Annotated in this window: 29 protein-coding genes; 17 read left to right on the top strand and 12 right to left on the bottom strand. The window is 71.3% G+C overall.

All coding sequences use genetic code 11. From position 1 onward, the window contains the following. Positions 1–9: 9 nt before the first annotated feature. Both SHK19_RS11785 and SHK19_RS11780 read right to left on the bottom strand, forming a co-directional pair. Positions 10–219, bottom strand: a complete 210-nt coding sequence (locus tag SHK19_RS11785) for an acetone carboxylase (RefSeq protein WP_322455156.1) — start codon at positions 217–219, stop codon at positions 10–12. Continuing rightward, positions 216–503, bottom strand: a complete 288-nt coding sequence (locus SHK19_RS11780) for a DUF3099 domain-containing protein (protein WP_322455155.1) — start codon at positions 501–503, stop codon at positions 216–218. The genes SHK19_RS11785 and SHK19_RS11780 overlap by 4 nt, the downstream gene beginning before the upstream one ends. 224 nt (positions 504–727) lie before the next feature. On the opposite strand from SHK19_RS11780, the gene SHK19_RS11775 reads away from it, so the two are divergent. The 3 genes from SHK19_RS11775 (at position 728) to fabI (ending at position 2,649) form a co-directional block, all read left to right on the top strand. Further along, entirely contained in the window at positions 728–940 is a 213-nt protein-coding gene (locus tag SHK19_RS11775; RefSeq protein ID WP_322455154.1) for a dodecin, read from the top strand. A 187-nt stretch (positions 941–1,127) separates the two neighbouring features. Next, positions 1,128–1,853: a 3-oxoacyl-ACP reductase FabG gene (gene fabG / locus SHK19_RS11770; RefSeq protein ID WP_322936323.1), complete on the top strand. Its 726-nt coding sequence runs from the start codon at positions 1,128–1,130 to the stop codon at positions 1,851–1,853. 1 nt (position 1,854) lies between these two features. Further along, positions 1,855–2,649 carry an enoyl-ACP reductase FabI gene (fabI, locus tag SHK19_RS11765; protein WP_322936322.1) on the top strand — a complete coding sequence of 265 codons (795 nt, stop codon included), beginning with the start codon at positions 1,855–1,857 and terminating at the stop codon, positions 2,647–2,649. Here the strand turns inward: fabI and SHK19_RS11760 are convergent. Next, complete coding sequence (locus tag SHK19_RS11760; protein WP_322455151.1) at positions 2,594–3,307, bottom strand: YwaF family protein; 714 nt, start codon at positions 3,305–3,307, stop codon at positions 2,594–2,596. The genes fabI and SHK19_RS11760 overlap by 56 nt on opposite strands. A 50-nt stretch (positions 3,308–3,357) precedes the next feature. Between SHK19_RS11760 and SHK19_RS11755 the strand changes: the two genes are divergently transcribed. Both SHK19_RS11755 and SHK19_RS11750 read left to right on the top strand, forming a co-directional pair. Then, on the top strand, positions 3,358–3,882 hold the full coding sequence (locus tag SHK19_RS11755) for a SixA phosphatase family protein (protein ID WP_322455150.1): 525 nt from the start codon (positions 3,358–3,360) through the stop codon (positions 3,880–3,882). Positions 3,883–3,899: 17 nt separating this feature from the next. Further along, positions 3,900–4,733: an SCO6745 family protein gene (locus SHK19_RS11750; protein WP_322936321.1), complete on the top strand. Its 834-nt coding sequence runs from the start codon at positions 3,900–3,902 to the stop codon at positions 4,731–4,733. Between the two features lie 39 nt (positions 4,734–4,772). Here SHK19_RS11750 and serB read toward each other — a convergent pair whose 3' ends face one another. Together serB and SHK19_RS11740 are read right to left on the bottom strand one after the other, a co-directional pair. Continuing rightward, entirely contained in the window at positions 4,773–5,984 is a 1,212-nt protein-coding gene (serB, locus tag SHK19_RS11745; RefSeq protein ID WP_322936320.1) for a phosphoserine phosphatase SerB, read from the bottom strand. A gap of 26 nt (positions 5,985–6,010) precedes the next feature. Beyond that, positions 6,011–6,748, bottom strand: a complete 738-nt coding sequence (locus tag SHK19_RS11740; protein WP_322936319.1) for a hypothetical protein — start codon at positions 6,746–6,748, stop codon at positions 6,011–6,013. Between the two features lie 56 nt (positions 6,749–6,804). Here SHK19_RS11740 and SHK19_RS11735 point away from each other — a divergent pair, with 56 nt between their 5' ends. From SHK19_RS11735 to SHK19_RS11725, 3 genes are read left to right on the top strand one after another with little or no spacing between them, the layout of a single operon-like run. Then, positions 6,805–7,599: an ABC transporter ATP-binding protein gene (locus SHK19_RS11735; protein ID WP_322455146.1), complete on the top strand. Its 795-nt coding sequence runs from the start codon at positions 6,805–6,807 to the stop codon at positions 7,597–7,599. Positions 7,600–7,602: 3 nt separating this feature from the next. After that, positions 7,603–8,418: a sulfite exporter TauE/SafE family protein gene (locus SHK19_RS11730; RefSeq protein ID WP_322455145.1), complete on the top strand. Its 816-nt coding sequence runs from the start codon at positions 7,603–7,605 to the stop codon at positions 8,416–8,418. 44 nt (positions 8,419–8,462) lie between these two features. Next, entirely contained in the window at positions 8,463–8,906 is a 444-nt protein-coding gene (locus SHK19_RS11725; protein ID WP_322936318.1) for a DUF4190 domain-containing protein, read from the top strand. On the opposite strand, the gene SHK19_RS11720 is transcribed toward SHK19_RS11725, so the two are convergent. Both SHK19_RS11720 and SHK19_RS11715 read right to left on the bottom strand, forming a co-directional pair. Continuing rightward, on the bottom strand, positions 8,891–9,262 hold the full coding sequence (locus SHK19_RS11720) for a DUF4267 domain-containing protein (RefSeq protein ID WP_322455143.1): 372 nt from the start codon (positions 9,260–9,262) through the stop codon (positions 8,891–8,893). The genes SHK19_RS11725 and SHK19_RS11720 overlap by 16 nt on opposite strands. Before the next feature lie 27 nt (positions 9,263–9,289). Next, a complete protein-coding gene (locus SHK19_RS11715) occupies positions 9,290–10,273 on the bottom strand; it encodes an alpha/beta hydrolase (RefSeq protein WP_322455142.1) in 984 nt (327 codons plus the stop codon). 100 nt (positions 10,274–10,373) lie between these two features. Here SHK19_RS11715 and SHK19_RS11710 point away from each other — a divergent pair, with 100 nt between their 5' ends. The 4 genes from SHK19_RS11710 (at position 10,374) to SHK19_RS11695 (ending at position 14,361) form a co-directional block, all read left to right on the top strand. Continuing rightward, on the top strand, positions 10,374–11,840 hold the full coding sequence (locus SHK19_RS11710) for an ATP-binding protein (protein WP_322936317.1): 1,467 nt from the start codon (positions 10,374–10,376) through the stop codon (positions 11,838–11,840). A 9-nt stretch (positions 11,841–11,849) separates the two neighbouring features. Further along, on the top strand, positions 11,850–12,572 hold the full coding sequence (locus tag SHK19_RS11705) for a PP2C family protein-serine/threonine phosphatase (protein WP_322936316.1): 723 nt from the start codon (positions 11,850–11,852) through the stop codon (positions 12,570–12,572). Positions 12,573–12,637: 65 nt separating this feature from the next. Then, on the top strand, positions 12,638–13,720 hold the full coding sequence (locus tag SHK19_RS11700; RefSeq protein ID WP_322936315.1) for an LLM class flavin-dependent oxidoreductase: 1,083 nt from the start codon (positions 12,638–12,640) through the stop codon (positions 13,718–13,720). After that, positions 13,717–14,361, top strand: coding sequence for an FMN reductase (locus tag SHK19_RS11695; RefSeq protein WP_322936314.1), 645 nt, complete (start codon positions 13,717–13,719; stop codon positions 14,359–14,361). The genes SHK19_RS11700 and SHK19_RS11695 overlap by 4 nt, the downstream gene beginning before the upstream one ends. Here SHK19_RS11695 and SHK19_RS11690 read toward each other — a convergent pair. From SHK19_RS11690 to SHK19_RS11680, 3 genes are read right to left on the bottom strand one after another with little or no spacing between them, the layout of a single operon-like run. Further along, on the bottom strand, positions 14,350–16,362 hold the full coding sequence (locus SHK19_RS11690) for an elongation factor G (RefSeq protein WP_322936313.1): 2,013 nt from the start codon (positions 16,360–16,362) through the stop codon (positions 14,350–14,352). The genes SHK19_RS11695 and SHK19_RS11690 overlap by 12 nt on opposite strands. A 57-nt stretch (positions 16,363–16,419) precedes the next feature. After that, entirely contained in the window at positions 16,420–16,848 is a 429-nt protein-coding gene (locus tag SHK19_RS11685) for a hypothetical protein (RefSeq protein WP_322455136.1), read from the bottom strand. Positions 16,849–16,864: 16 nt separating this feature from the next. Further along, a complete protein-coding gene (locus SHK19_RS11680) occupies positions 16,865–17,392 on the bottom strand; it encodes a YbhB/YbcL family Raf kinase inhibitor-like protein (RefSeq protein WP_322455135.1) in 528 nt (175 codons plus the stop codon). A gap of 107 nt (positions 17,393–17,499) precedes the next feature. On the opposite strand from SHK19_RS11680, the gene cobA reads away from it, so the two are divergent. From cobA to SHK19_RS11665, 3 genes are read left to right on the top strand one after another with little or no spacing between them, the layout of a single operon-like run. Further along, positions 17,500–18,738 carry a uroporphyrinogen-III C-methyltransferase gene (gene cobA, locus SHK19_RS11675; protein ID WP_322936311.1) on the top strand — a complete coding sequence of 413 codons (1,239 nt, stop codon included), beginning with the start codon at positions 17,500–17,502 and terminating at the stop codon, positions 18,736–18,738. Further along, positions 18,731–19,534 (top strand): TrmH family RNA methyltransferase, encoded by an 804-nt coding sequence (locus SHK19_RS11670; RefSeq protein WP_322936310.1) that lies wholly within the window; start codon positions 18,731–18,733, stop codon positions 19,532–19,534. Before cobA ends, SHK19_RS11670 begins: the two co-directional genes overlap by 8 nt. Positions 19,535–19,579: 45 nt before the next feature. Continuing rightward, the gene (locus tag SHK19_RS11665; protein WP_322455132.1) at positions 19,580–19,948 is read left to right on the top strand and encodes a hypothetical protein; all 369 of its coding nucleotides are present in this window, start codon (positions 19,580–19,582) and stop codon (positions 19,946–19,948) included. Positions 19,949–19,970: 22 nt separating this feature from the next. Here SHK19_RS11665 and SHK19_RS11660 read toward each other — a convergent pair whose 3' ends face one another. After that, positions 19,971–20,576 (bottom strand): peptide deformylase, encoded by a 606-nt coding sequence (locus tag SHK19_RS11660; protein WP_322455131.1) that lies wholly within the window; start codon positions 20,574–20,576, stop codon positions 19,971–19,973. A 107-nt stretch (positions 20,577–20,683) separates the two neighbouring features. On the opposite strand from SHK19_RS11660, the gene SHK19_RS11655 reads away from it, so the two are divergent. Further along, on the top strand, positions 20,684–22,048 hold the full coding sequence (locus SHK19_RS11655; protein WP_322455130.1) for an acyl-CoA dehydrogenase family protein: 1,365 nt from the start codon (positions 20,684–20,686) through the stop codon (positions 22,046–22,048). Continuing rightward, positions 22,048–23,262: an acyl-CoA dehydrogenase family protein gene (locus tag SHK19_RS11650; RefSeq protein WP_322455129.1), complete on the top strand. Its 1,215-nt coding sequence runs from the start codon at positions 22,048–22,050 to the stop codon at positions 23,260–23,262. Before SHK19_RS11655 ends, SHK19_RS11650 begins: the two co-directional genes overlap by 1 nt. 140 nt (positions 23,263–23,402) lie before the next feature. Here SHK19_RS11650 and SHK19_RS11645 read toward each other — a convergent pair whose 3' ends face one another. After that, positions 23,403–24,875 (bottom strand): LLM class flavin-dependent oxidoreductase, encoded by a 1,473-nt coding sequence (locus SHK19_RS11645; protein ID WP_322936309.1) that lies wholly within the window; start codon positions 24,873–24,875, stop codon positions 23,403–23,405. Positions 24,876–24,879 lie beyond the last annotated feature (4 nt).

Raw genomic sequence — 24,879 nt, 5'->3', positions numbered from 1 at the left:
AGGCGCCGGTCAGGCGCCGTGCGGCACGGTGTCCTTGAGGAAGCCCCGGGCACCGAGGAACGATTCGAGCGACTCCCTGTGCTGGTCGCAGGCGAGCCACACCTTGCGCCGGTCCGGCGTGTGGATCCGCGGGTTGTTCCAGAGCAGTTGCCAGGTCGCGTCGGCGCGGCAGCCCTTGGCGGAGCAGTAGTCGGGCTCGCTGGCGGGAGCCTGGCTCACTTCGAGCCCAGCTGCCGGTCGCTGCGGCCGCCGTCCGTGAGCGGCAGCGCGTCGGTGCGCGAGTTGGCGGCGTTGGCGTTGACCACGGCGACGTAGGGGAGCACCAGCGCCGCCAGGATCAGGATCGGCCACAACCAGTTGATCCCGGCCATCCCGGCGATCGCGGCGCCGATGAAGCACACCGTCCGGATCGACATCGAGATGACGTAGCGCCGCTGCCGCCGGGCGAGGTCGGCGTCGGGGCCGGATCCGGCAGTGGTGATCCGGATCGGGGTGTCGGACATGCCTTCAGCGTACGCCGCGCCGGTCGCTGTGAGCAGGTCTAGGGCAGGTCGAGGGCGCGTCACCCCGCCCTGCGCCTACTCCGCGGCGTTTCCGCCTCGATCTGGCTGTGTTGGCGTCGCTTGACGTGCGCCCAGCATGCCCGCGCTCCGCCGCCTTGCCAGATCGGACGGAAACTCCGCTCGCAACGGCACAGACCGGGGCGACACGCCCTAGGCTGAACCGCATGAGCAACCGCACCTATCGGGTCACCGAGATCGTCGGCACGTCACCCGACGGCGTCGACCAGGCAGTCCAGAACGGCATCGAGCGCGCCAGCAAGACGCTGCGTCATCTCGACTGGTTCGAGGTGATCGGGACCCGCGGTCAGATCAAGGACGGCCGGGTCGAGCACTTCCAGGTCACGATGAAGGTCGGCTTCCGTCTGGAAGACGACTAACCCGCAGCACGGTTAGCGCTTCAGCCGGCAGCGCGGCGGGAGGTGCGCCCCGGCAGCTTGCTGCCTCCACCGCCGCACCGGAGACGCGCTCGGCCAATTCAATTTGTCGGGTTCTTACAAAAGAAGCCGAAGAAGTTGCTCGGTACTGGAGGCGAGGCCGCCCCACCGGACGGATAGCGTCGTAGGCGTGAACTCCGCGACCGCTCCCGAGCCGCGCTCGGTCCTGATCACCGGCGGCAACCGTGGCATCGGCCGCGCGATCGCCGAAGCCTTCCTCGCCCAGGGCGACCGGGTCGCCGTGACCACCCGCAGCGGTGGCGCTCCCGACGGCGCGCTCGAGATCAAGGCGGACATCACCGTGCCGGCCGACGTCGACGCGGCGTTCACCGCGGCGGAGGAGGCCCACGGACCGGTCGAGATCCTCGTCGCCAACGCCGGGATCACGGCCGACACGCTCCTGCTCCGGATGTCGGAGGAGGACTGGTCCTCGGTCATCGAAACCAACCTCACCGGGTCCTTCCGGCTGGCGAAGCGGGCAGCCAAGGGCATGCTCCGGCTCAAGCGTGGTCGGATCATCTTCATCTCGAGCGTCGTCGGTCTGCTCGGGTCGCCGGGACAGGTCAACTACGCGGCGTCCAAGGCCGGCCTGGTGGGCATGGCGAGGTCGCTGGCCCGGGAGCTCGGCTCCCGGTCGATCACGACGAACGTCGTCGCTCCCGGCTATGTCGAGACCGACATGACGTCGGTGCTGACCGACGAGCAGAAGGACGCGATCCGCACCCAGATCCCCCTCGGCCGTTACGCACGGCCGGAGGAGGTCGCCGCGGCGGTGACGTGGTTGGCGGACCCCGCGTCGGGCTACGTCACCGGCGCCGTGATCCCGGTCGACGGCGGTCTCGGGATGGGGCACTGACATGACTGCCCATGGTTCTGGACTGCTCGCGGGCAAGAACATCCTGGTCACCGGTGTCACCCACAACACCTCCATCGGCTTCGCCGTGGCCCGCTTTGCACAGGAGCAGGGCGCCACGGTCCTGATCTCCAACTTCGGCCGGGCGCTCGGCATCACCCGACGGATCGCCAAGCGGCTTCCCGAGGCGCCCCCGGTGCTCGAGCTCGACGTCACCGACGTCGACCATCTCGCAGCGCTGCCAGCGATGGTGCGCGAGCACCTCGGCGAGGATGCAGTCCTCCATGGCGTCGTGCACTCGATCGCCTACGGCAACCCGGAGACGCTGCTGGGCGGCAACTTCCTCGACGGACCCTGGGAGGACGTCGCGCAGGCGGTGCAGGTCTCGGCGTACTCGATGAAGTCGCTGGCCGTCGCCTGCCGACCGCTGATGCCCGCCGGCGGGTCGATCGTCGGACTCACCTTCGACGCGACGGTGGCGTGGCCGGCGTACGACTGGATGGGCGTGGCGAAGGCCGGGCTCGAGTCCTGCTCGCGCTACCTCGCGCGCGACCTCGGTCCGCACGGGATCCGGGTCAACCTGGTGTCGGCGGGGCCGCTCCGGACGATGGCCGCCAAGGCGATCCCCGGCTTCGGCGACCTCGAGGACCTGTGGAAGACCCGCGCTCCGCTCGGCTGGGACAACTCCGACACCGAGCCGACCGCGCGCGCCGTCGGCGCGCTGCTGTCCGACCTGTTCCCGGCTACGACGGGAGAGATCGTGCACGTGGACGGCGGCTTCCACGCGATGGGTGCTTGACACTTCGCTGCGCTACCCACGTCATCAGCGCCCAGACCGCCACGATCAGGGCGATCTCCTGCACGACGTACCACGGCCAAGGGCCGAAAAAGTCGAGGATGGAGCTGCGCGGCTTGCGCATCAGGTAGCCGTAGTTGGTGTCCGCGACCAGGTTCAGGCAGTACGTCGCCGCCGCCCAGCCCAACGTCGTCGCCACCGTCGTGCCGTAGTCCCGCCAGCGCGGCACCTTGCCGAGCCCGATCACCAGGTAGACGGCGGCCCAGACGATCAGCAGGTGCAGGGCCCAGAACGCGAAGTAGCGCGGGTGCGGGATGTCTTCGCCGAGCGCCGGGGTGATCACGCCCTGGATGGTCAGCGTCAGCCCCCAGAAGAAGGTCAGTGCCACCGGGAACGGCTTGTGCGTCCACAGGGCCCAGCTCGCCGCGATCCATGCCAGGTCGCACAGGTGCAACGGCAGGGTTACCGCGATGTCGAAGTTGAAGATCAGGTCGATCACCAGGAACGGCACCGTCGCCAGTGGCACCAGCACGGCGGCGGCGCGGCTGAAGCGGGTCGGGCCGTCGACCGCCCGGTGCTGCCGGCCGAGCCACACGGCGGCGACCAGCCCGATGACGAAGAGCACCAGCGGCACCAGGTGGGTGGGTCCGTACGACGACACCTGTTCATCCTCCCTCAAAGGGGCCGCTACCGACCCCCTAGCATTCAGCCATGGTCAGCAGCCCGCATCGGCTCGTCGTGGTCCGGCACGCGAAGGCCGAGGGCTACGGCCCGTCCGACTTCGAGCGCGAGCTGTCGGCGCGGGGCCGGGGTGACGCGGCGGCAGCGGGTGCCTGGCTGGCCGAGCAGGGTGTGACCGCCGACGCCGGGCTGGTGTCCGCCTCAGTTCGTACGCGGCAGACCTGGGAGATCCTCACGGAGTCGGCCGGCTGGTCGGCCGAGGCGACCTTCGACCGGGCGCTCTACGGTGCCGACGAGGACGGCGTGCTCGACGTGGTCGCCATGACGGACGAAGCCGTCGGCACCCTCGTCGTCGTGGGGCACAACCCCACGGTCGGCATGCTGGCCCAGCTGCTCGACGACGGCGAGGGCCCCCCGGACGCGGTCGACCGGCTGATGCAGGGCTACCCGACCAGCGCGACCGCGATCTTCGAGCTCCCCGGCGCGTGGTCGCGAATCGCCATGGGACGAGCCCGGCTGACGGCGTTCGCCGTGGGCCGCGGCGCCGCCGAGTAGCCGCCTGGGTGCGCAGGATGAAACATCCCCAGCCGGTAGCGCGCCGCCTCTTCGACCTCACCGAGCCGATATCCCTGGTCAACTTCTTCTCGGACGAGCCCAACGAGGCGATGGCGGAGCTCGGCTTCGACAACTACTGGGACGGCTACTTCGCCGGACGTGCTGCTCCGCTGGGGAGGGCGCCGGCAGAGGTGGTCCACGCGGCGTTCTACAGCTTCGCCGACGGTGAGGTCGCGCGCCACATCCCGAAGGTCTGGGAAACGACCACGCCCGAGGCGGCGCACGCCGCGCGGGAAAGGGGATGCGTGGCGGCGCTGCGGCGGATCCTCGCTGACCTCGTGGAGACGCCCGGGCTCGCACGCGCCGCCGAGCTCCTCGCCCAGGCGTCGATCAGCGCCCCGATCGAGGGACGGGTCATGTACGCCGGGCTTCGCTCGCTCCCGGTGCCCGAGCAGCCGGTGGCACGGCTCTGGCACGCGGCCAACATGCTGCGCGAGCACCGCGGGGACGGTCACACGGTCGCGTTGGTCTCCGAGCAGGTCGGCGGCACCGAGGCCCATGTGCTGAGCGCCCTGGCCGCGGGCATCTACCCGGCCGAGTCGTTCGGCCGGATCCACCACCTTCCCAAGGCTCGGCTGGTCGAGGTCATGGACGGCCTGCGTGACCGCTGCCTGGTCGACGTCTCCGGCCGGCTGACCGACGCGGGCCGCGCGACGAAGGACCGGATCGAGTCGCTGACCGATGCCCTTGCCGAAGCACCGTACGAGGCGCTGGAACCGAGAGAGCTCGACGAGCTGACCGCTCGACTGGAGCCGATCGCCGAGCGGCTCGACGCCGTGGGGTCTCGGTAGGAAGCTGGTGGCCACCCGTTGGGTGCGGCACCCGCCGGCTCAGAGCGGGGGAGCGGGCGTGACGATGCCGTCGGCGGCGTCGGCGGCCTCGATCTCCTCGCGACTGATGCCGAGCAGGTACATGATCGCGTCGAGGTAGGGCACGTTCAGCGAGGTGTCGGCCATCTCGCGGACGACCGGCCGCGCGTTGTAGGCGATGCCCAGTCCGGCGGCCTCGAGCATGTCGAGGTCGTTGGCGCCGTCGCCGATGGCGATGGTCGCCGCCTCGGGGACGCCGAGGTCGGCGGCGAACTCGCGGAGCGCCTTGGCCTTGCCGGCGCGGTCGACCACCTCGCCGACCAGGCCGCCGGTCAGCTTGCCGTCGACGATCTCGAGCTTGTTGGCGCGGGAGCGGTGGACGCCCAGGTCCTCGGCGAGTCGGTCGGTGATCTGGCTGAAGCCACCGGAGACGATGGCGAACCGGTAGCCCAGCCGCCGCAGCGTCCGCACCAGCGTCCGGGCGCCGGGGTTGACGACGATGGAGTCGTAGACGGAGTCGATGACCGACGCGTCGAGGCCGGCGAGCAGCCGCACCCGCTCGCGCAGCGATGCCTCGAAGTCGAGCTCGCCGCGCATCGCCGCCTCGGTGACCGCTGCCACCTCGGCCTCGAAGCCCGCGTGCGCCGCGAGCATCTCGATGACCTCGCCCTGGATCAGCGTCGAGTCGACGTCCATCACGATCAGGCGCACCGCGTGGCGGAGCAGCGACGCCGGCTGGACCGCGACATCGACCGCGAGCGAGGCCGCCTCCCGCGCCAACTGGCTGCGGAGGGACGCCGGCTCGGCGCCGGACACGTCCAGCTCGATCGCCGTGACCGGGTAGCGCGCCATCCGCTCGATCCGGTCGATGTTGCCGCCGAGATCGGCGATCCGACCGGCGATCGCTGCCATCGCGGACGCCTTGAGCGGCGCGCCGATGACCGTGACGTGGGAGCGACCCTCGCGGCGGGCCCGGTTGTCGCCGATGCCCTTCTCGATGTCGACGGTCATGCCGAGGTCGGCCGCCACCTCCTCGATGGACTGGCGGAGGCGCTTGTCGTCGCGCGGAGCGGTGACGAGCACACCGAGGATCAACCGGCGCCGCAACAGGATCTGCTCGAGGTCGACCACGTTGACCCCGGCATGGGCGAGCGCTCCGAAGATCGCCGACGTGACCCCGGGCCGGTCCTTGCCCGTGAGCGTGATCAGCAGCGTGTCGGCAGGTGTCGTCATGTCGGCCCCGAGGCTAGTCGCTCCGCTCATGGGTCCGGCCAGCCGTCCGGCGAACACGCCGCGGTCAGCGCGTGCCGGGCGGCGCTGCCGAGAGGCAGGATTGCGGAGCGACGCGCGGCGATCTCACCGGCGCTGACCGCGGCGCCCTCGTCGTCGAGCGCGAGTTCGACGACCTCCTGGAGGTGCAGGGCTCGCCGGGCGAGGTCGGCCGCCCGGGTCGGGACGCCCGGCGGGGCGATGACCGGATCGCCGGCCCGCAGGTCGTGCAACGCATCGGCGACCTCGGGCCGCCACCGCGCCACGTCGAGCTCGGCGAGCCTGTTGGCGGCGTCGAGCAGGGTGCGGCGCAGCGTCCGGTCGGCGTCGCCGAGGTCGAGCGGCATCCGCCGGCGGGCGTCGTACGACGTCCACTCGACGGCGCGGCCGACCCGCTCCGGGACCCACCCGACGCCGGGTTCGGTCCGGACGCCGAGCGCGATCACGGCTTCGCCGGCCTCGGTCGAGGCCGCCGAGAACGGCGGCGGACCGGCCAGTCCCCACGGATCACCGGGCGCCGGGAAGGCCGCGCCGAGCGCCGTCGCACCGGCCTGCCGGACCGCCGCCGTCGCCTCGAGGAGGGACCTCGGGCCCGCGGTGCCGCCGAAGACGTGGGCGGCGTCGTCGGCGAGCACTGCGTCGACGTACTCGTCGGGGCTCACGAGCCCGCGGAGGAACGCCGTGCCCCACCACGCCACCCGGCCCGCAGCCGGCATCTCGAACGCCACGACGCGCGACGATATCGGCATCAGGCGCCGTGTGGGCCCTCGATAGGGTGGCCCGCATGTCCGCCGTCCTGGAGCTCGCCGACGTCACCATCCGCCGGGGTGACGCGGTCCTGCTGGATCGGGTGACCTGGGTCGTCAAACCGGGTGAGCGGTGGGTGGTGCTGGGCTCCAACGGCGCCGGAAAGACGACGCTCCTCCAGGTCGCCGCCGCCCAGCTGTATCCGACGTCGGGAGCGGTCGGCGTGCTCGGTGAGCTGATCGGCACCGTCGACGTCTTCGACCTGCGACCCCGGATCGGGCTGACCAGCGCGGCCCTGGCCGAGCGCATCCCGCGCGGGGAGAAGGTGAGCGACGTCGTGGTGTCGGCGTCGTACGCCGTGGTCGGCCGCTGGCGCGAGCAGTACGACGACCTCGACCACGACCGGGCCCGGTCGCTGCTCCGCGAGGTGCGTGCCGACAAGCTCGCCGACCGCACGTTCGGCACCCTCAGCGAAGGTGAGCGCAAGCGGGTCCAGATCGCACGTGCGCTGATGACCGACCCGGAGCTGCTGCTGCTCGACGAGCCGGCTGCCGGGCTCGACCTCGGTGGTCGCGAGGACCTGGTGTCGACGCTGTCGGTGCTCGCCTACGACCCGTCCTCGCCGGCCACGGTGCTGGTGTCCCACCACGTCGAGGAGATCCCGCCCGGCTTCACCCACGTGCTGATGCTGCGTGAGGGCCGCGTGGTCGCGCAGGGACCGATCGAGGCCGCGCTGACCCCCGAGACGCTGTCGGCGACCTTCGGCATGCCGTTGGTGCTCGAGCACCACGACGGCCGCTTCGCCGCCCGGCGACGGCTCCATCGCGGTTAGCGGATGACCGCGCTCGAGATCGTCGCCGTCCTGCTGGCCGGCGTCTGGGCAGGCACGATCAACACCGTCGTCGGATCGGGGACCCTGATCACGTTCCCCACGCTGCTGGCCATCGGCGTGCCCCCGGTGACGGCCAACATCAGCAACAACATCGGTCTGGTGCCGGGCTCGGTCGCGGGCGCGGTCGGCTACCGGCGCGAGCTCGAGGGACAGCGCACCCGGGTCATCCGCCTGCTCCTGGCGTCGGTCACCGGCGGCCTGATCGGTGCGGGGCTGCTCCTGGTGCTGCCGCCCGATGCGTTCGAGGCGGTCGTCCCTGCGCTGATCCTGCTCGGCGTGGTGCTGGTCGTCCTGCAGCCGCGGCTGTCCAAGGCGGTCGCCGCCCGGGCCGAGGCCCGCGAGGCGGCCGGTGCGGCGCCCGCGCGTGACGGCGCCTGGTGGGTCTGGCCGGCGGTGCTGCTGACGGGCATCTACGGCGGCTACTTCGGAGCCGCCCAGGGCGTGCTGCTGATGGCAGTGCTCGGCATCGGGATCAGCGAGACCCTCCAGCGCCTCAACGGGGTGAAGAACGTCCTGGCCGCCTGCGTGAACGGCGTCGCCGGTCTGGTGTTCGTGCTCGTCGTGGAGCTCGCACCCGACGACTGGCTGGGGGGCATCCACGCCGAGATCGACTGGCTGATCGTGCTCGTCCTCGGGCTCGGCGCGGTCGCCGGCGGGTTCCTCGGCGCGTCCGTCGGCCGCCGGCTGCCGCCGGGCGTGCTCCGAGGCGTGATCGTCGTCGTCGGCCTGGTCGCGGTCGTCGCGATCCTCCTCACCTGACCACCTCCTCGACCTGACACAATGCGCGCCATGACAGGGAGCCGATGAGCACGCCGCCGTGGGGCGAGGAGCCCGCCGAGCCGACTCCGCCACCGCCGCCTCCGCCCCCGAACCCCTACGGGCACCAGCAGCAGCCGGTGTCGCCGTACCAGCCGTACGGCGCGCCGCCGTCGCCGTACGGCGGCTACCCGGTCCCGAAGCAGACCAACGGGTTGGCGATCGCGTCGCTGGTCGTCAGCATCGTCAGCATCGCGTTCTGCTGCGGGTTCCCCGGCGTCGCCGGCGCCATCATGGGCCACGTCGCGCGCAAGCAGATCCGCGAGCAGGACCAGGCCGGCGACGGCATGGCGCTCGCCGGCATCATCGTCGGCTGGGCGTCGTTCGGCCTCGCTGTGATCGGGACGATCCTGTTCGTCAGCCTCGGCATCTGGGCCGACACCACCACCGACTGCTACTACGACAACAACGGCACCTACGTCTGCGACTGACCCGCCTGCGCCAGCGCAGCGGCACCGGAGCCGACCGCGCCGAGCGCGACGGCGATCAACATGCCGCCCGTCGGCAGCGGGACCTCCTTCTTGGCGATTGCCATCACACCCGTCGCGGCGTCGGCGCCGTCGACGGCCATGCCCGCGAGCACCATGGTCCGCCGCGCGTCGCCCTTGGCCAGCAGGGTGAGGCTGCCGAGCGCGATCTCCCGGACGCCGAACATCCGGGTGAAATAGCTCATCTGCGGGTTGTCGGCGGGCGACAGGCCGAACATCCTCGCGGTGAGCGAGGGCGAGGCGATCGAGCCGATGCCGATGACGATGCGGCCGAGGGAGAGGCCGAGCACAGGGTCCATGGCGGCGAGACTAGACGACTCAGTCGACTAGACGACGTAGGTGCTCAGCCAGCGTTGGATCTCGGCGTACGCGCGCTCCCGGGCCTCCGGGCGCGACAGCACGACGTCGTGGACGGCGCCCGGGATGGCGATCGAGGTGACGTTGCTGCCGAGAGAACCGGCCCAACGACGGATCTGGGTGACGTCGAGGACGATGTCGGTGGTGTGGGCGCGCTCGTCGAGCACCGCGGTGAACGTGGTGCGGTCCGAGGAGAGGACCAGCACCGGCCGCCGGATGTCGAGGCCGGCCTGCACCCTGGCGTGGCCGGCGCGGATCGCCCGGAGCCACCCGAACCGGACGGGGAACGACTCGAGCGGCTTCCACGTGAGGTCGAAGTCCCACTCGCCCGCGTGGTCGCGGTGCAGGCTCATGCCGTAGACGCCGCTGACCACGCGCGGGAAGACCCGCATCGGCTGCAGTCGGCCGACCCGGTCGAGGACCGCGTTGGCCGGCGGCGTCCGCATCCATGCCTTGCCCTGGAGGTCGAGCCAGGGTGAGTTGAGCACGATCCCCGCGAGCTCCTCCGGCTGGCGCGCGTCGGCCCAGAGCGCGACCACCAGCCCGCCGGTCGAGTGGCCCGACAGCACGACCTTCGTGTGACCGTCGCGCTCGGTGATCCGCTGCCACGCGCGGTCGAGCTCGGCGAAGTACTCCTCCAGGTCGGCCACGTAGGTCGGTGTCTGGTGCTCCCGGATCGAGCGGCCGTACTTGCGCAGGTCCAGGGCGTACATGTCGTGCTCGCGCTCGAGCCACCACTCGCCGTACTCGGTCTGGAAGAAGTAGTCCGCGAACCCGTGCACGTGCAGCACCGCCCGCTCGGTGGGCGCCTCCGCCCGGCGGCTGACCAGGGTCGCGACCACCTCGCCCTCGGCGTCGGGAGGCAGGGTGATCGTCTCGGCCTGCCACGGGTGCCCGAGGACGTCGGTCTTCGACTCCGCGGCGACCGGGGGCGCGACGATCTCATCGGTCATGAGGAAAGTGTGCACCAGTGCAGGATCCCGGAGCCGTGTCGGGACCCGCTGCGGGGAAATCCGGTCGGTCGGTTCGACACCGTGCCGCTACTCTCCCCGGATGCCGGTCTTCGAGGTCTCCGCTGCTCTGCCTTCCGACGACCACGCGCCCCAGCTCGCCGATCTCCGCCGGTACGGACGCTTCGTGGTGCGTCGGTTCGTCTCGAAGGCTCGGGCTGTCGACCAGCCGACCTTCCGGTCGCTGATCAGCGCGCACCTCGGGGTGGAGACCCACGACCTTCCTGTCGTGGCTGAGCAGTGGCCCGCCTACGAGCACGTCAACGTGCAGGGCGCCCTCGACGTGGTGCTGTCCGAGCATGGCGACGGGGCCCAGGTCATCGGTGTGGCCGGCCATCGTCACCATGGCCCGTTCGGCATCGCCGACCTCCTCGGCGAGGATCCTCGCTACTCCATGCACGGTCCGCGGCCCGGGAACGTGACGAGGACGAGTCTCCCCAGCGGACCTCGCGGTGAGACCCGCGAGTGCCTTCGGGTCGCGGTGGTCCTGGTGACCGACGGCGACGATCGGACCGCGCTCCTCTTCTGCGCTCCCGATCCCGAGAGCGGATCGATGGCGGTCAGCGTCGAGATCATCTCGACACGCCCGGCGGCGGCGGAGCAACTCGCACGGCGGCTGCGCGAGCTTGCTCTCGAGCTGAACGTCTACCGCGGGCAGGTGGTGTCCTTCGGCCGCAGCATGTTCGGCGAGCGCGGCTCGTTGCTGCGCATCCGCGAGCGCCCCACCATGGCGGCTGACGAGCTGATCCTTCCGGACACCACGTTCGAGGACCTGCGTCGCCAGGTCGTCGGTGTTGCCCGCAACAGCGCTCGGCTCCGCGCCGCGGGGCAGCACCTCAAGCGCGGCCTCCTCCTCTACGGCCCCCCGGGCGTGGGCAAGACGCATTCGGTGCGGTACCTCATCAGCGAGCTCGTCGGCACCACGGTCGTCGAGCTGACGGGCGAGACCCTGCACGGGATCCGGGAAGCCTGCTCGGTCGCCCGGTCACTCCAGCCCTCGATGATCGTGGTCGAGGACGTCGACCTGATCGCAGAGGAGCGCAGTCACCACGGCGGCGAGACACCACTCCTCTTCACGCTCCTCAACGAGATGGACGGGCTCGACGACGACTCCGATGTCGTCTTCCTGCTGACGACCAACCGCGCTGACCTGCTCGAGCCCGCGCTTGCGGCACGACCCGGCCGCGTCGACCAGGCCGTGCACATCGACGTGCCCGACCGCGACTCGCGCCGCCGGCTCATCGAGCTGTACCGCGGGTCGCTCGAGATCGACCTCGGACGCCTCGAAACGGTCCTCGACCGAACCGACGGCGTGACCGCGTCGTTCCTCAAGGAGCTGCTCCGGCGGGCAGCCGTCGTCGCGTCGGACCGCGACCAGCAGGCCGAGGGCGTACCGCTGCGGGCGACCGCCGACGACCTCGATTCAGCGCTGGACGACCTGCTCGACACCCGCAACCAGATGACGCGCGCGGTGCTGGGCTTCCGCAACGAGACACCAGCTGTTGACTAGGGTGCACAGGTGGACGAGGCCTTCCTGAGCGGGTTGCGCGACCTGCTCCAGGAGCAGTGCCGGGTGCCTGACCTGCCGGAGGACTGGTTCTGGGCTTCGGCGATGTTGTCCGCGCAGGGTTTCGAGTACGGCGGCGACTTCTTCGTCTCCGACCTCGTGGAGACTGAGGACGCGGCCGCCGGTCTGGCGATGGTGCTCGTCGACGTGTGCGGCAAGGGCGCCACCGCTCTCCCTGGTGCCGTCCAGTTCGCCGGTGCCCTCCGCGGCCTCCTGGTGGCCGTTCCCGGCGAAGAGCTGTTGGACGCCGCCAACGCCTTTCTCCTGCGGCAACCGTCCGACGAGAGCATCGCGACCGCGGTCCAGGTGGTCGTCGACCTCGGCACCGGGCGCTACGCGATCCGCAGCGCGGGCCATCCGCCGGTCCTCCACTGGCGGGCCGACGCCGAGGAGTGGGTGGTCGACAACGCCCGGGGGACCGCACTCGGCGTCGTGGACGAGCCGGAGTTCCCGGTGAGCGAAGGCGTGCTCGCGCCGGGCGAGGCGCTGCTCTTCTACACCGACGGGGTCGTCGAGCGCCCGACCTCCGACATCGACGCCGGTATCGACTGGCTCCGGGCGGCAGCGCGCGAGGCCGTCGGCGACGAGGGCATGCGCGCCGTGCCGGCCCGGATCATGGAGCAGGTCGACCGGGGTGACGACGACCGCGCGCTCCTCGTGCTCGCCAGGGAATAGCGCTGGGCGGCCCTGGGTTGGGACGAGTAGTTGCCATGTCAACCAGGACCGAGGAGAGTGGACCCATGCAGATCGGCATCTTCACCGTCGGCGATGTCACGACCGACCCCACCACGGGGCGGACGCCGACGGAGAACGAACGGATCAAGGCGACCGTGGCGATCGCGAAGAAGGCCGAGGAGGTCGGGCTTGACGTCTTCGCCACCGGCGAGCACCACAACCCGCCGTTCATCGCGTCTGCTCCCACGACGACGTTGGCCTACATCGGGGCCCAGACCGAGAGGATCATCCTCTCGACCGCGACCACGCTGATCACGACCGACGACCCGGTGCTCATCGCGGAGGACTACGCCAAGCTCCAGCACCTCACCGACGGTCGCGTCGACCTGATGATGGGGCGCGGCAACACCGGTCCGGTCTACCCCTGGTTCGGCAAGGACATCCGGCAGGGCATCAACCTCGCGATCGAGAACTACGCGCTGCTGCACCGGCTCTGGCGCGAGGACGTCGTCGACTGGGAGGGTCGGTTCCGGACCCCGCTGCACGGCTTCACGTCGACCCCGAGGCCGCTCGACGGCACGCCGCCGTTCGTCTGGCACGGATCCATCCGCAGCCCCGAGATCGCGGAGCAGGCCGCCTACTACGGCGACGGCTTCTTCCACAACCACATCTTCTGGCCGCCGTCGCACACCGCCCAGCTGGTCTCGCTCTACCGGGAGCGCTTCGAGCACTACGAACACGGTCCGGCGGACACCGCGATCGTCGGCCTCGGTGGTCAGATCTTCATGCGCAAGAACAGCCAGGACGCGATCAACGAGTTCCGGCCCTACTTCGACAACGCCCCGGTCTACGGCCACGGCCCGTCGCTCGAGGACTTCATGGAGGAGACGCCGCTGACCGTCGGGTCACCGCAGCAGGTGCTCGAGCGCACGCTGACCTTCAAGGAGTACGCCGGCCACTACCAGCGCCAGCTGTTCCTCGTCGACCACGCCGGCCTGCCGCTCAAGACCGTCCTGGAGCAGCTCGACCTGCTCGGCGAGATCCTGCCCGACCTGCGCAAGGGCTTCGCCGAGGGTCGCCCGGAGCACATCCCGGAGGCGCCGACCCACGCCTCGCTCATCGCCCAGAAGGCGGAGGTGCCCGCATGAAGCGGATCGTCGTCGTCGCGGCGGGCCTGAGCGTGCCGTCGTCGACCCGGCTGCTGGCAGACCTCCTCGGCGGCGCCGTCGAGCGGTCGGTCGAGGCACGCGGTGCCGATGTCGAGGTGGAGGTCGTCGAGCTCCGGCCGCTCGCGCACGCGCTGGCGGACCACCTGCTGACCGGCTTCCCGAGCGGCGACCTGGCGACCGCGATCGACCACGTCCACCGCGCCGACGGCCTCGTGGTCGTCACTCCGGTGTTCGCGGCGTCGTACTCGGGGTTGTTCAAGACGTTCTTCGACGTCCTGGACCAGGACGCGCTCGACGGCAAGCCGGTCCTCGTGGCCGCGACCGCGGGCACGGCCCGGCACTCGCTGGTGCTCGAGCACGCGCTCCGCCCGTTGTTCTCCTACCTCCATGCCGTCGTCGTCCCCACCGGTGTCTTCGCCGCGACGGAGGACTTCGGCGGCACCGACGGCGCGCTCGAGAAGCGGGTCGAGCGTGCGGCCGGGGAGCTCGCAGCGCTCGTCGCGGGCGGAGGCAGCACGTCGACGGCGGACGTCGACCCGGCGCCCCGCCCTGCTCGGCGGGCGACGGTCACGCCGTTCGAGCAGCTACTGCGCGAGGCGGGCGGCGACTCAGTGCGCTGACGGGTGTTCCCGGGCGGTGACCTTGGCCGTCAGCTCCTCGGGCATCGGCTCGTAGTGCGCGAACTTCCTGCTGAACGTGCCGGCGCCGTGCGACGAGGCGCGCAGGTCGATGGCGTAGCGGACCAGCTCCCGCTGGGGGACGTGCGCCTTGACCAGCGCCCGGTCGCCGACCTGGTCGGTGCCGAGCAGCCGCCCCCGTCGGGCGGACAGGTCGCTCATCACACCGCCGACCAGGTCGTCGGCGACCATCACCGAGACCTCGTCGTACGGCTCCAGGAGGGCGATGCCGGCCTGCTCGGCGGCGTCGCGCAGCGCGAGCCCGCCCGCGGTCTGGAACGCCATGTCGGAGGAGTCGACGCTGTGCGCCTTGCCGTCGGTGAGGGTGACCCGGAGGTCGACCACCGGATAGCCGAGCCGGACGCCGCGCTGCATCTGCGCCCGCACGCCCTTCTCGACCGAGGGGATGAACTGCCGCGGCACGGAGCCGCCCACCACCTTGTCGACGAACTCGAAGCCGGAGCCCTCGGGCAGCGGCTCCACCTCGATGTCGCAGACGGCGTACTGGCCGTGGCCGCCGGACTGCTTGACGTGCCGGCCGTGGCCCTTCGCGGGCCCGGTGAAGCACTCGCGGAGGGGGATCACGAGCTCACGCTGCTCGACCGTGACGCCGTAGCGCTCCCGCAGCCGCTCGAGGGCGACCTCGGCGTGCGCCTCGCCCATCACCCAGATCACGAGCTGCCCGGTCTCGGCGTTGTTGTGGACCCGGAGGCTGGGATCCTCCGCCGCGAGGCGGGAGAGGGCCGCGGACAGCTTGTCCTCGTCGGACCGGGTCGCGGCCTCGATCGCGATCGGGAGCAGCGGGTCGGGCAGTGACCAGGGGCGGAGCACCCGCGGCTGGTCCGGGGAGGACAGGGTGTCTCCGGTCTCGGCCCGGGACAGCCGCCCGACGATCGCGATGTCGCCGGCGAGCACCGTCGGTGCGAGCACCTGCTGGCTGCCCGAGGGGAACGCCAGGGCGCCGATCCGCTCGTCCTCGTCGTGGTCCTCGTGGCCCTCGGTGCCGAAGCTCGCGAAGTGTCCGGACACGTGGACCGAGGCGTCCGGGTTGAGCGTGCCGGAGAAGACGCGGACCAGGCTCACCCGGCCGAGGTAGGGGTCGCTCGTCGTCTTCACCACCTCGGCGACCAGAGGTCCGGCCGGGTCACAGGTGACCGCCGCCGCCGACCGACCTTCCGGTGTGAAGACCTCCGGCGGGGCGTGCTCCGGAGGTGAAGGGAACGCGCGCACGCAGAGGTCGAGCAGCTCGGTGAGGCCGGTGCCGGACTGCGCGCACACCGGCACCACGGGGAAGAAGCCGGCGCGGGCGATCGCCGTCTCGAGGTCCTCGATCAGCAGCTTCTCGTCGATCTGCTCCCCGCCGAGGTAGCGGTCCATCAGCGTCTCGTCCTCGGACTCCTCGATGATCGCCTCGATCAGCTCGCCGCGGCGGGGGTCGTCGGTCTCGGAGCCGATCAGGCTCTCGACGGCGCCGTCGCGGAGGACGTGGACGGGCAGCACCTTCTCGCCGAAGGCGGCCTGGGCGGCGCGGACGACGCCGTCGTGGTCGGCGCGCGCGTGGTCGAGCTTCGTGACGACAACGGCACGGGGCATGCCCACAGCGGCACACTCGCGCCACAGCTCGCGCGTGCCGTCGTCGATGCCCTCGTTGGCGGCGATGACGAACAGCGCGCAGTCCGCGGCGCGGAGACCCGCGCGCACCTCGCCGACGAAGTCGGCGTAGCCGGGGGTGTCGATGAGGTTGACCTTGGTGCCCTCGAGCACCACGGGTGCGACGGAGAGGGAGACGGACCGGTGCTGACCGAGGGACACCTTCGCGAGTGCCTCGATCAGGGCGGTCTTGCCTGACTGGGTGGGCCCGACCAGCACGACGTTGCGGATCCGGTCGGGCCCGGGCGCCGCAAGGTCCTGGTCACTGGCCTTTCGGAGGTTTTTGTCGGCCATGGGCCTACGTAACTCCGATGCGCCCTTGACCACAAGAGGCGACGACGAACGGATGCGTCAGTCGCCCTGGAACGGGCCGTTGGCCATGTAGACGACCGGGACCCGCTGGAGGCAACCGGGCAGTTCTGGAACCTCCGCATCGGCGACGGTCGAGACCAGGAGGATGGCCCCCTCGCCCTGGATCGCCGGCACCTCGACGCCGATGACGGGTGGTGCGTTGGCGGCGATCTCCTCGACCAAGCGGGTGTCGCTGACACCGATCCCACTGAACCACGGGGCGCGGCCGTACTTCTCCACGAACGTGCGCTGGGCAGCACGGGCTTCGCGTTTGGACGCCGCGGGACACGCACGCTGCGCCGGTGCCTCGTCGTCGGTGTCCTCGGAGGAGCCCTCGTCGCCGAACAGCGCGGTGGCGCCATACCACGCCATCGCTGCGACGACCAGGACGCCGAGGAGCAGTGCGATCCGACCGAGGACGACCCTCACCCGGTCAGGCTACGACTCAGTGCTGGTAGGTGCCGACCACCATGCCGCGCGCCAGCGTCTTGAACGCGAGGTTGAAGCCGACAACGGCGGGACTCGCGCTGCCGTCGACGCCCAGCGCCGGCTCCTTCACCGCGTGCACGACGAAGTAGTAGCGGTGCACCTGGTCGCCCTCCGGCGGCGCCGCACCCCCGAACGCGCGCTCGCCGAAGTCGTTGCGGACGTGGAAGGCGCCGCCCGGCAACGAGTCGTCGCTCGCACCCGCGCCGGTGTCGAGACTGGTGACGTCGGCAGGGATGTCGACGGCCACCCAGTGCCAGAAGCCGCTCACGATCGGTGCGTCGGGGTCGAAGCAGGTGACGACGTAGCTCTGGGTGCCCTCCGGGCCGGGCTCCCAGGACAGCTGCGGCGAGGTGTTGCCGGCGGCCTGCACCTGGTCCTCCTTGAGGGGCTGACCGTCGGTGACGTCGGCGCTGGTCACGCCGAACGACGGTACGGCGGGCAGCAGCTCGTAGGGATCGGGCGTGACCGGTCGTTCCAAGGACATGGATGCTCCTTCGAGAATGCGTCAGCACAGGCATCGAACCCCCGTGAATCTAGTCCGGCTGGTGGGTCGTTGACAGGGGTGAGGCGCTGCGCGTCGATGATGGACACATGGATTTCCCCACCTACCCCTCGGGACTTCGGCTCGCCGGGCGGCGGGTCGTGGTCGTCGGCGGTGGCAGCGTGGCGCAGCGGAGGGTCCCGCAGCTGATCGCGGTCGGCGCGGACGTGCATGTCGTCTCGCCGGAGGTCACGCCGGCGATCGAGGGACTGGTGGGATCCGGCGAGATCACGTGGCACCAGCGGGGGTTCGAGGACGCGGATCTCGATGGGGCCTGGTACGTCATCGCCGTCACGGACGACCCGGCGGTGAACGAGCGCGTCGGCGAGCTCGCGGAGCGGCAGCGGATCTTCTGCGTGCGCTCCGACGACGCGACCCGGGGGAGTGCCTGGACACCCGCGGTCGGCCGGCACGCCGGCGTCACCGTCGCCGTGCTCGGCAACCGGGAGCCGCGCCGGTCGGTCGCCCTCCGCGACGAGATCCTCGAAGCGCTGCGTGAGGGACGGATCGCGGCGCCGCACCACCGCGAGCGGTCACCCGGGGTGACCCTCGTCGGTGGCGGACCGGGCGACCCTGAGCTGATCTCGATCGCCGGCCGGAGGGCGGTGATGGAGGCTGACGTCGTGGTCGCGGACCGGCTCGCGCCGCGGGAGCTGCTCGGCGAGCTGCCCGACGACGTCGAGCTGATCGACGTCGCCAAGCTGCCGCGCGGGCGGAGCGCCCAGCAGGCCGAGATCAACCGGGTGATCGTCGAGCGCGCACTCGCCGGCAAGCGGGTCGTCCGGTTCAAGGGCGGCGACAATTTCGTGTTCGGCCGTGGCTACGAGGAGGTCATCGCGTGCCGCGAGGCAGGCGTGCCGGTGACCGTGATCCCGGGCCTGACCAGCCCGGTCGCCGTACCGGCCATCGCCGGCATTCCCGTCACCCACCGGGGTGTCACCCACGAGTTCACGATCGTCTCCGGCCACCTGCCGCCCGGCCACCCCGAATCGCTGGTCGACTACAGTGCGCTCGCGCAGATGCGGGGCACCGTGGTCCTGATGATGGCAGTCGAGAACGCCGCGAGCATCGCGGAGGCGCTGGTGACCGGCGGCCGCAAGCCCGGCACGCCGGTGGCGGTCGTGTGCGACGGGACGATGCCCACGCAGCGCACCGTCCTCGCGACGCTCGGCACGCTCGGCGCCTCCATCGCGGACGAGAGGGTCCAGCCGCCGGCGATCATCGTGGTCGGCGAGGTGGTCCGGGTGGCGTTCCCCGAGGCATTCCCCGCCCCCGCCGCCGATGGCTGAGCTGGTCGAGATCGCGGCGGCCGACGACCCCCGGCTGGCCGACTACCGCGACCTGCGCGACGTCCAGCTGCGCAAGCACCTCGAGGCCGAGCACGGCCTCTTCCTCGCCGAGGGCGCGAAGGTCGTCCGCCGCGCGATCGAAGGGGGCTTCCCGGTCCGTTCCTTCCTGATGGCCCCCCGGTGGCTCGACGGCCTCGCCGACGTGCTCGCCACCACGGACGCCCCTTGCTACGTGGTCTCGGAGGCGCTGGCCGAGGAGGTCACCGGCTTCCACGTGCACCGGGGCGCGCTCGCATCGCTGGTACGACGACCGCTGCCGTCGGTCGCCGACGTGCTCGACGGCGCGCGGTCGGTGGTGGTGCTCGAGGAGATCGTCGACCACACCAACGTCGGTGCGATCTTCCGCAGCGCAGCAGCACTCGGGTTCGATGCCGCGTTGCTGGCCCCGCGCTGCGCCGACCCGCTCTACCGGCGCTCGGTCAAGGTCGCGATGGGCGCCGTGTTCAGCCTGCCGTGGACACGGCTGACCGAATGGCGCGACGCGCTTCCGGCGCTGTCCGCCGCGGGCTTCACCACCGTCGCGCTCACCCTCGCCGACGACTCCGCGCCGATCGAGGAGGCCGTCGCCGGCCTCGACAAGGTCGCGCTCGTGCTCGGCTCGGAGGGCCACGGCCTGTCCGCGCGCTGGGAGCAGGCCGCCGACCGTCGCGCGATCATCCCGATGGCCGCCGAGATCGACTCGCTCAACGTCGCGGCCGCCTCCGCGGTCGCGTGTTACGTCACCGCGCGGCGCTGAGCGGTGCCAGGATGAGGCCGGCATTCCAGACCGAGAGGAGGCGCCGTGTTCGGATTCGGTTGGGACGAGGGAACGGCGACGGTCGTCGCCCGTCGCCTGCTCAAGGAGTTCTACACCTCCACTGGCGGTGAGGGCCGAGCCACGAAGGTGCGGAGGTTCGAGTTCATTCTCGACGTACGCCCTCCCGACGGCAGCCCGCGGTTCCGCGCGACCTGCAAGACCTCCTCCTTCGACCCCGTCCAGGGCGACGAGGTGCCAGTGAAGTACAAGTTGAAGAGCCAGAAGGTGCGCTTCGACAACGACCGGAGGCCCGGTCGGCGCGGTCCCCGCAAGCCGCAGCCGAAAGACGACCGCTGGCGCGACATGCTCGACGACGAGCCGGGCTCGGTGCCCCCGCCGCGGAACGACGAGTGAGGAGCTTGCGACCGGGCCAAGGTCAGGTCGGCCAGTCCGCGGGGTAGTCGGCGGCGGCTGCGTCGTGAAGCTTCTGGAGCTTCTTGCGGGCCCGGGCCGACAACCGATCCCCGAACACGGTGCCCAAGGTGTGGTCGGTCTCGTGCTGGAGGCAGCGCGCGAGCAGGCCGTCGCCCTCGAACCGCACCGGCTCACCGTCCAGGCCGAAGCCGTCGACGGTCGCGAAGTCCGGGCGGGCGCAGGGACAGAAGGCGCCGGGGAAGGAGAGGCACCCCTCGTCGCCGTCGTCGAGCTTGCGCCCGCGGTCCTCGGGCACGGTGACCGTCGGGTTGCAGACCACGCCGACGTAACGGTCACCGGACTCGTCGGGGCAGTCGAAGACGAAGACGGCGAGGTCGACCCCGATCTGGCAGGCCGCCAGGCCGACCCCGTCGGCGGCGTACATGGTGGCGACCATGTCGGCGGCGAGGTTGCGCAGCTCGTCGCCGCCGAACTGGTCAGCGGTCACCGCCTGCTGTGGTCGGTGCATCACCGGCGTGCCCCAGCGGGCGATCGGGCGGACGGTCCCGCCCCGGGGGAGCGGGCCGTACGGCGCGTGCACGTGCTCGTCGGACCCCTTGGCTGACATGGCCAGCGATCCTAGGGCCCGCGTTGTGACGAGTCGCACGCGGCATTTGCCCCTCAATTGGCTGCCAGCTGTAGCGCTGTGTGTAACTCGCAGTTACATTTGTTGGCATGTCCCTGATCAGCAACCTCAAGCCTGGCGGCAAGCACGGGGTCCCCGACAGCGAGCGGCGCGATCCCATCGGCTTCCTCGTCGCGGGGCTCAACCGGCTCGCCCAGAGTGACGTCATCGACAGGCTGGGCCTGCGCAGGCAGACCGAGCAGGTCGTGTTCAACGTGACCCGGACCGGTTTCAAGACCATCACCAACGCGAGCCGGACGTTCGCGCGGTCCGGGAAGAAGGGCGCGCCCGGCACGCACCCGGCCCCGACCGCGGGCACCGGCCCGTTCGACCTGACCCCGACCGAGGACGAGCAGATGCTGGTCGACCTCGTCTCCGAGTTCGCCGCGGAGGTCGTCCGCCCGGCGGCATCCGCCGCCGACGCCGCGTGCGCCGCCCCCGACGAGCTGCTCAAGTCCAGCCTCGAAATCGGCCTGCCGATCCTCGGCGTGCCGGAAGCCCTGGGCGGCATCTCCGAGGAGCGATCGGCGATGGCCGGCACGCTGGTCGCCGAAGCCCTCGCCAAGGGCGACATGGGCCTCGCCGTCGCCACCCTCGCACCCGGGTCCGTTGCGACCGCGATCGGCCTCTGGGGCACCGACGAGCAGCAGCAGACCTACCTCCCCGCGTTCACCGGCAACGAGGTGCCCGCCGCGGCGCTCGCACTCAACGAGCCGACGGTCCTCTTCGATGTGCTCGACCCGTCGACGACCGCCACGAGGTCCGGCGGCGGTTACGTCCTCAACGGCACCAAGAGCCTCGTCGCCCGCGGCGACCAGGCCGAGCTGTTCGTCGTCGGCGCCAACCTGGACGGCAAGCCCGTCCTGTTCCTCGTGGAGTCCTCCACCGAGGGTCTCGCCATCGAGGGCGATCCCGCGATGGGTGTCCGCGCGGCATCCATGACCAAGCTCGAGCTGAAGGACGTCAAGGTCCCCGCGGAAGCAGTCCTCGGGGAGACCGACGGGTCGACGTACGCCGAGTGCGTGCGGCTGTCCCGCCTGGCCTGGTGTGCGCTCGCGGTCGGCACCGCGCAGGCGGTGCTCGATTACGTCACGCCGTACGTCAAGGAGCGTGAGGCGTTCGGCGAGCCGATCGCCCACCGGCAGTCGGTGGCCTTCATGGTCGCGAACATCGCCATCGAGCTGCAGGCGATGCGGCTGCTGACCTACCGCGCCGCCGCGCGTGCGGCCGCGGGCAAGAACTTCAGCAAGCAGGTCGCGCTCGCCCGCAAGCTCTGCGCCGACAAGGGCATGCAGATCGGCAACGACGGCGTGCAGCTGCTCGGCGGTCACGGCTACGTCAAGGAGCACCCGGTCGAGCGGTGGTACCGCGACCTGCGTGCCATCGGCATCATGGAAGGGACGGTGCTCGTCTGATGACGATCAACCTGGAAATCCCCAAGAAGCACCGCGCGCTGATCGATCAGGCTCACCAGGTCGCGATGAACATGCTGCGGCCGATCTCCCGCAAGTACGACATCGCCGAGCACGAGTACCCCAAGGAGCTCGACATCCTTGCCGCGATGATCGACGGCCTGGAGGAGTCCGGCGCCAGCGAGGGTGCCGGTGCTGCCGGAGTCCGCCGCGACGGCATCGTCGAGGACGCCACCGTCAAGAACGGCGCCAACATGGCCTCGGTGACCTCGATCGCCGAGATGTGCTGGGGCGACGTCGGGCTGATGTTGTCGTTCCCTCGGCAGGGCCTCGGCAACTCCGCGATCGCGTCGGTCGCCAACGACGAGCAGCTGGCCCGGTTCAAGGGCAAGTGGGCGTCGATGGCGATCACCGAGCCGGCGTTCGGCTCGGACTCGGCCGCCGTGTCGACGACAGCGGTCCTCGACGGCGATGAGTACGTCATCAACGGGGAGAAGATCTTCGTCACCTCCGGTGAGCGGTCCGACTGCGTCGTCGTCTGGGCGACCCTCGACAAGTCACTCGGGCGCGCCGCGATCAAGTCGTTCGTCGTGGAGAAGGGCACGCCCGGCATGAAGGTCGAGCGGCTCGAGGAGAAGCTCGGCATCCGGGCGTCCGACACCGCCGTGATCACCTTCACCGACTGCCGCGTGCCCAAGGAGAACCTCATGGGTTCTCCCGAGGTCAATGTCGAGCAGGGCTTCGCCGGGGCGATGGCGACCTTCGACAACACCCGGCCGCTGGTGGCCGCGATGGCGGTCGGCTGCGCCCAGGCGTCGCTCGACCTGACCCGCGACCTGCTCAAGCAGGCCGGCGTCGAGGTCGACTACGACAAGCCGGCCAACCTCCAGTCCGCGGCCGCGGCCCGCTTCCTGCAGCTCGAGGCCGACTGGGAGGGAGCGCGCCTGCTCACCCTGCAGGCGGCGTGGATGGCCGACAACCGCAAGCCCAACTCGCTCGAAGCCTCGATGGCCAAGGCGAAGGCCGGCCGGGTCGGCTCCGACGTCACGCTCAGCTGCGTCGAGCTGTGCTCGTCGATCGGCTACAGCGAGGCCGAGCTGCTCGAGAAGTGGAGCCGCGACTCCAAGATCCTCGACATCTTCGAGGGCACGCAGCAGATCCAGCAGCTGATCGTCGCCCGCCGGATCCTCGGCCTCTCGAGCGCCGAGCTGAAGTAGCCCACCGCGAATCGGGCCAGTCCGCCCTTCGAATCCGCCCAGCTTGCACGTCGAATCGGGGGAGTCTGCCCGTCGAATCGGGGGAGTCTGCCGGTCGAACCGGGCCGACTGGACGGGCAGGGTGGGCCGATTCGCGGGGCTCAGGCGAGCAGGGGAGCCACCCGCTCGAGGTCGTCGGCGCTGTCGAGGTCCGGTAGCCCGAGGAACACGGTGCTCACGCCGTGCTGCTCGGCGAGCGCGGCGTACCGCTCGGCGTGGGCGGGCGCGGGCGCGGCGTGGTGCCGGGCGGCGTACGACGCCGCGGCGGTGCGGCCGCGCAGTCGCTCGACCCGCCGCCAGGCGTCGCCGCGGTCGTGTCCGACGACCGGCAGGTCCAACACCGTGACCGCGACTTCGGCGGGGTCGCGGCCGACGTCGGAGCAGTGGGCGTGCAGGACCGCGGTCTTGGCCGCCAGCACCGCGGGATCCGATGGCAGGTTGCACGCGTCGCCGAGCCGGGCCGCGATCCGCAGCGTCCGCCGCTCGCCGGAGCCGCCGACGATCACCGGTACCGGACCGACCGGCCGCGGGTAGCAGGTGGTCTCGGGCAGTGCAGCCCGGGTGCCGTGCCACGCCTTCGTGCCCGGCGACCAGAGCGCGCGCATGGTCTCGATGCCGTCCTCCAGGAGGTCGAGGCGCTCCCGGGCGCCGGGGAACGGTACGCCGAAGCCGGCATGCTCACGCTCCCACCACCCCGCACCCACTCCCACGAACGCCCGGCCGCCGCTGAGCGCGTCGAGGGTGGCGACGGCCTTGGCCACGACACCGGCCGGTCGCAGCGTCATCGGCGTGACCAGGGTGCCGAGCCGCAGGCGCGTGTCGAGCCCGGCGAGCAGCCCGAGCGTGACGTAGGGCTCCGGGATCGGCTCCCACGCCCGGCCGACCTGGGGGATCTGCACCAGGTGGTCCATCAGCGCGATGCCGGCGAAGCCGAGGCGGTCCGCCTCCAGCGCGATGCCGGTGAGCCAGCCGGCCGGGTCCTCGCCCCACGGGAACCGGGACACCTGGAGCACCACCTCGACGCCCGCCGACGTACGACGGTCCCGCGTGTCCGCGACCGGAGCCGGGCGGGCAACGACCTGCTCCTCGGCGGCCGCGCCCTGCGATGCGGCACCCTCCGTGGTGACCACGACCTCCCACCCCTCGGTGGCCAGCTCCTCCGCGACCGTCCGCATCCGACGGAGCTGGCCGGCGAGAGCAGGTGCCGGCACGGGCACGTCGCGGGCGGCGTTGCGCCTCCGGCAGTCCGCCTCGGGCGTCGCCAGCACCACCGCTACCGCCGGCAGGCCGGCCTGCCGCGCGAGCGCGAGCCAGCTCGTCCGCCGGCCAGCGTCGAGGCCGAGGGTGTCGACCACCGTGCAGAGGCCGCGCCCGACCCGGGCGGCGACGACCTGCTCGAGGATGGCGAACGCGTCGACCGACGCGTCGAGGTCGTGGTTGCCACTGCCGACGACGCCCCGGAGCGCATCGGAGGAGACCACCTCCTGCGGGCGGTAGCGCTCGGCGGCCCAGGTCGACTTCCCCGATCCGGACGCACCGACGAGGACGACCAGCGCGGGGTCGGGCAACCGCATGGCG

This window comes from Nocardioides bizhenqiangii, from assembly GCF_034661235.1.
In the GTDB taxonomy this organism is placed as follows: domain Bacteria; phylum Actinomycetota; class Actinomycetes; order Propionibacteriales; family Nocardioidaceae; genus Nocardioides; species Nocardioides bizhenqiangii.
Note: the sequence above shows the minus strand (reverse complement) of the source record. Positions and strands in the feature narration are given on the sequence as shown.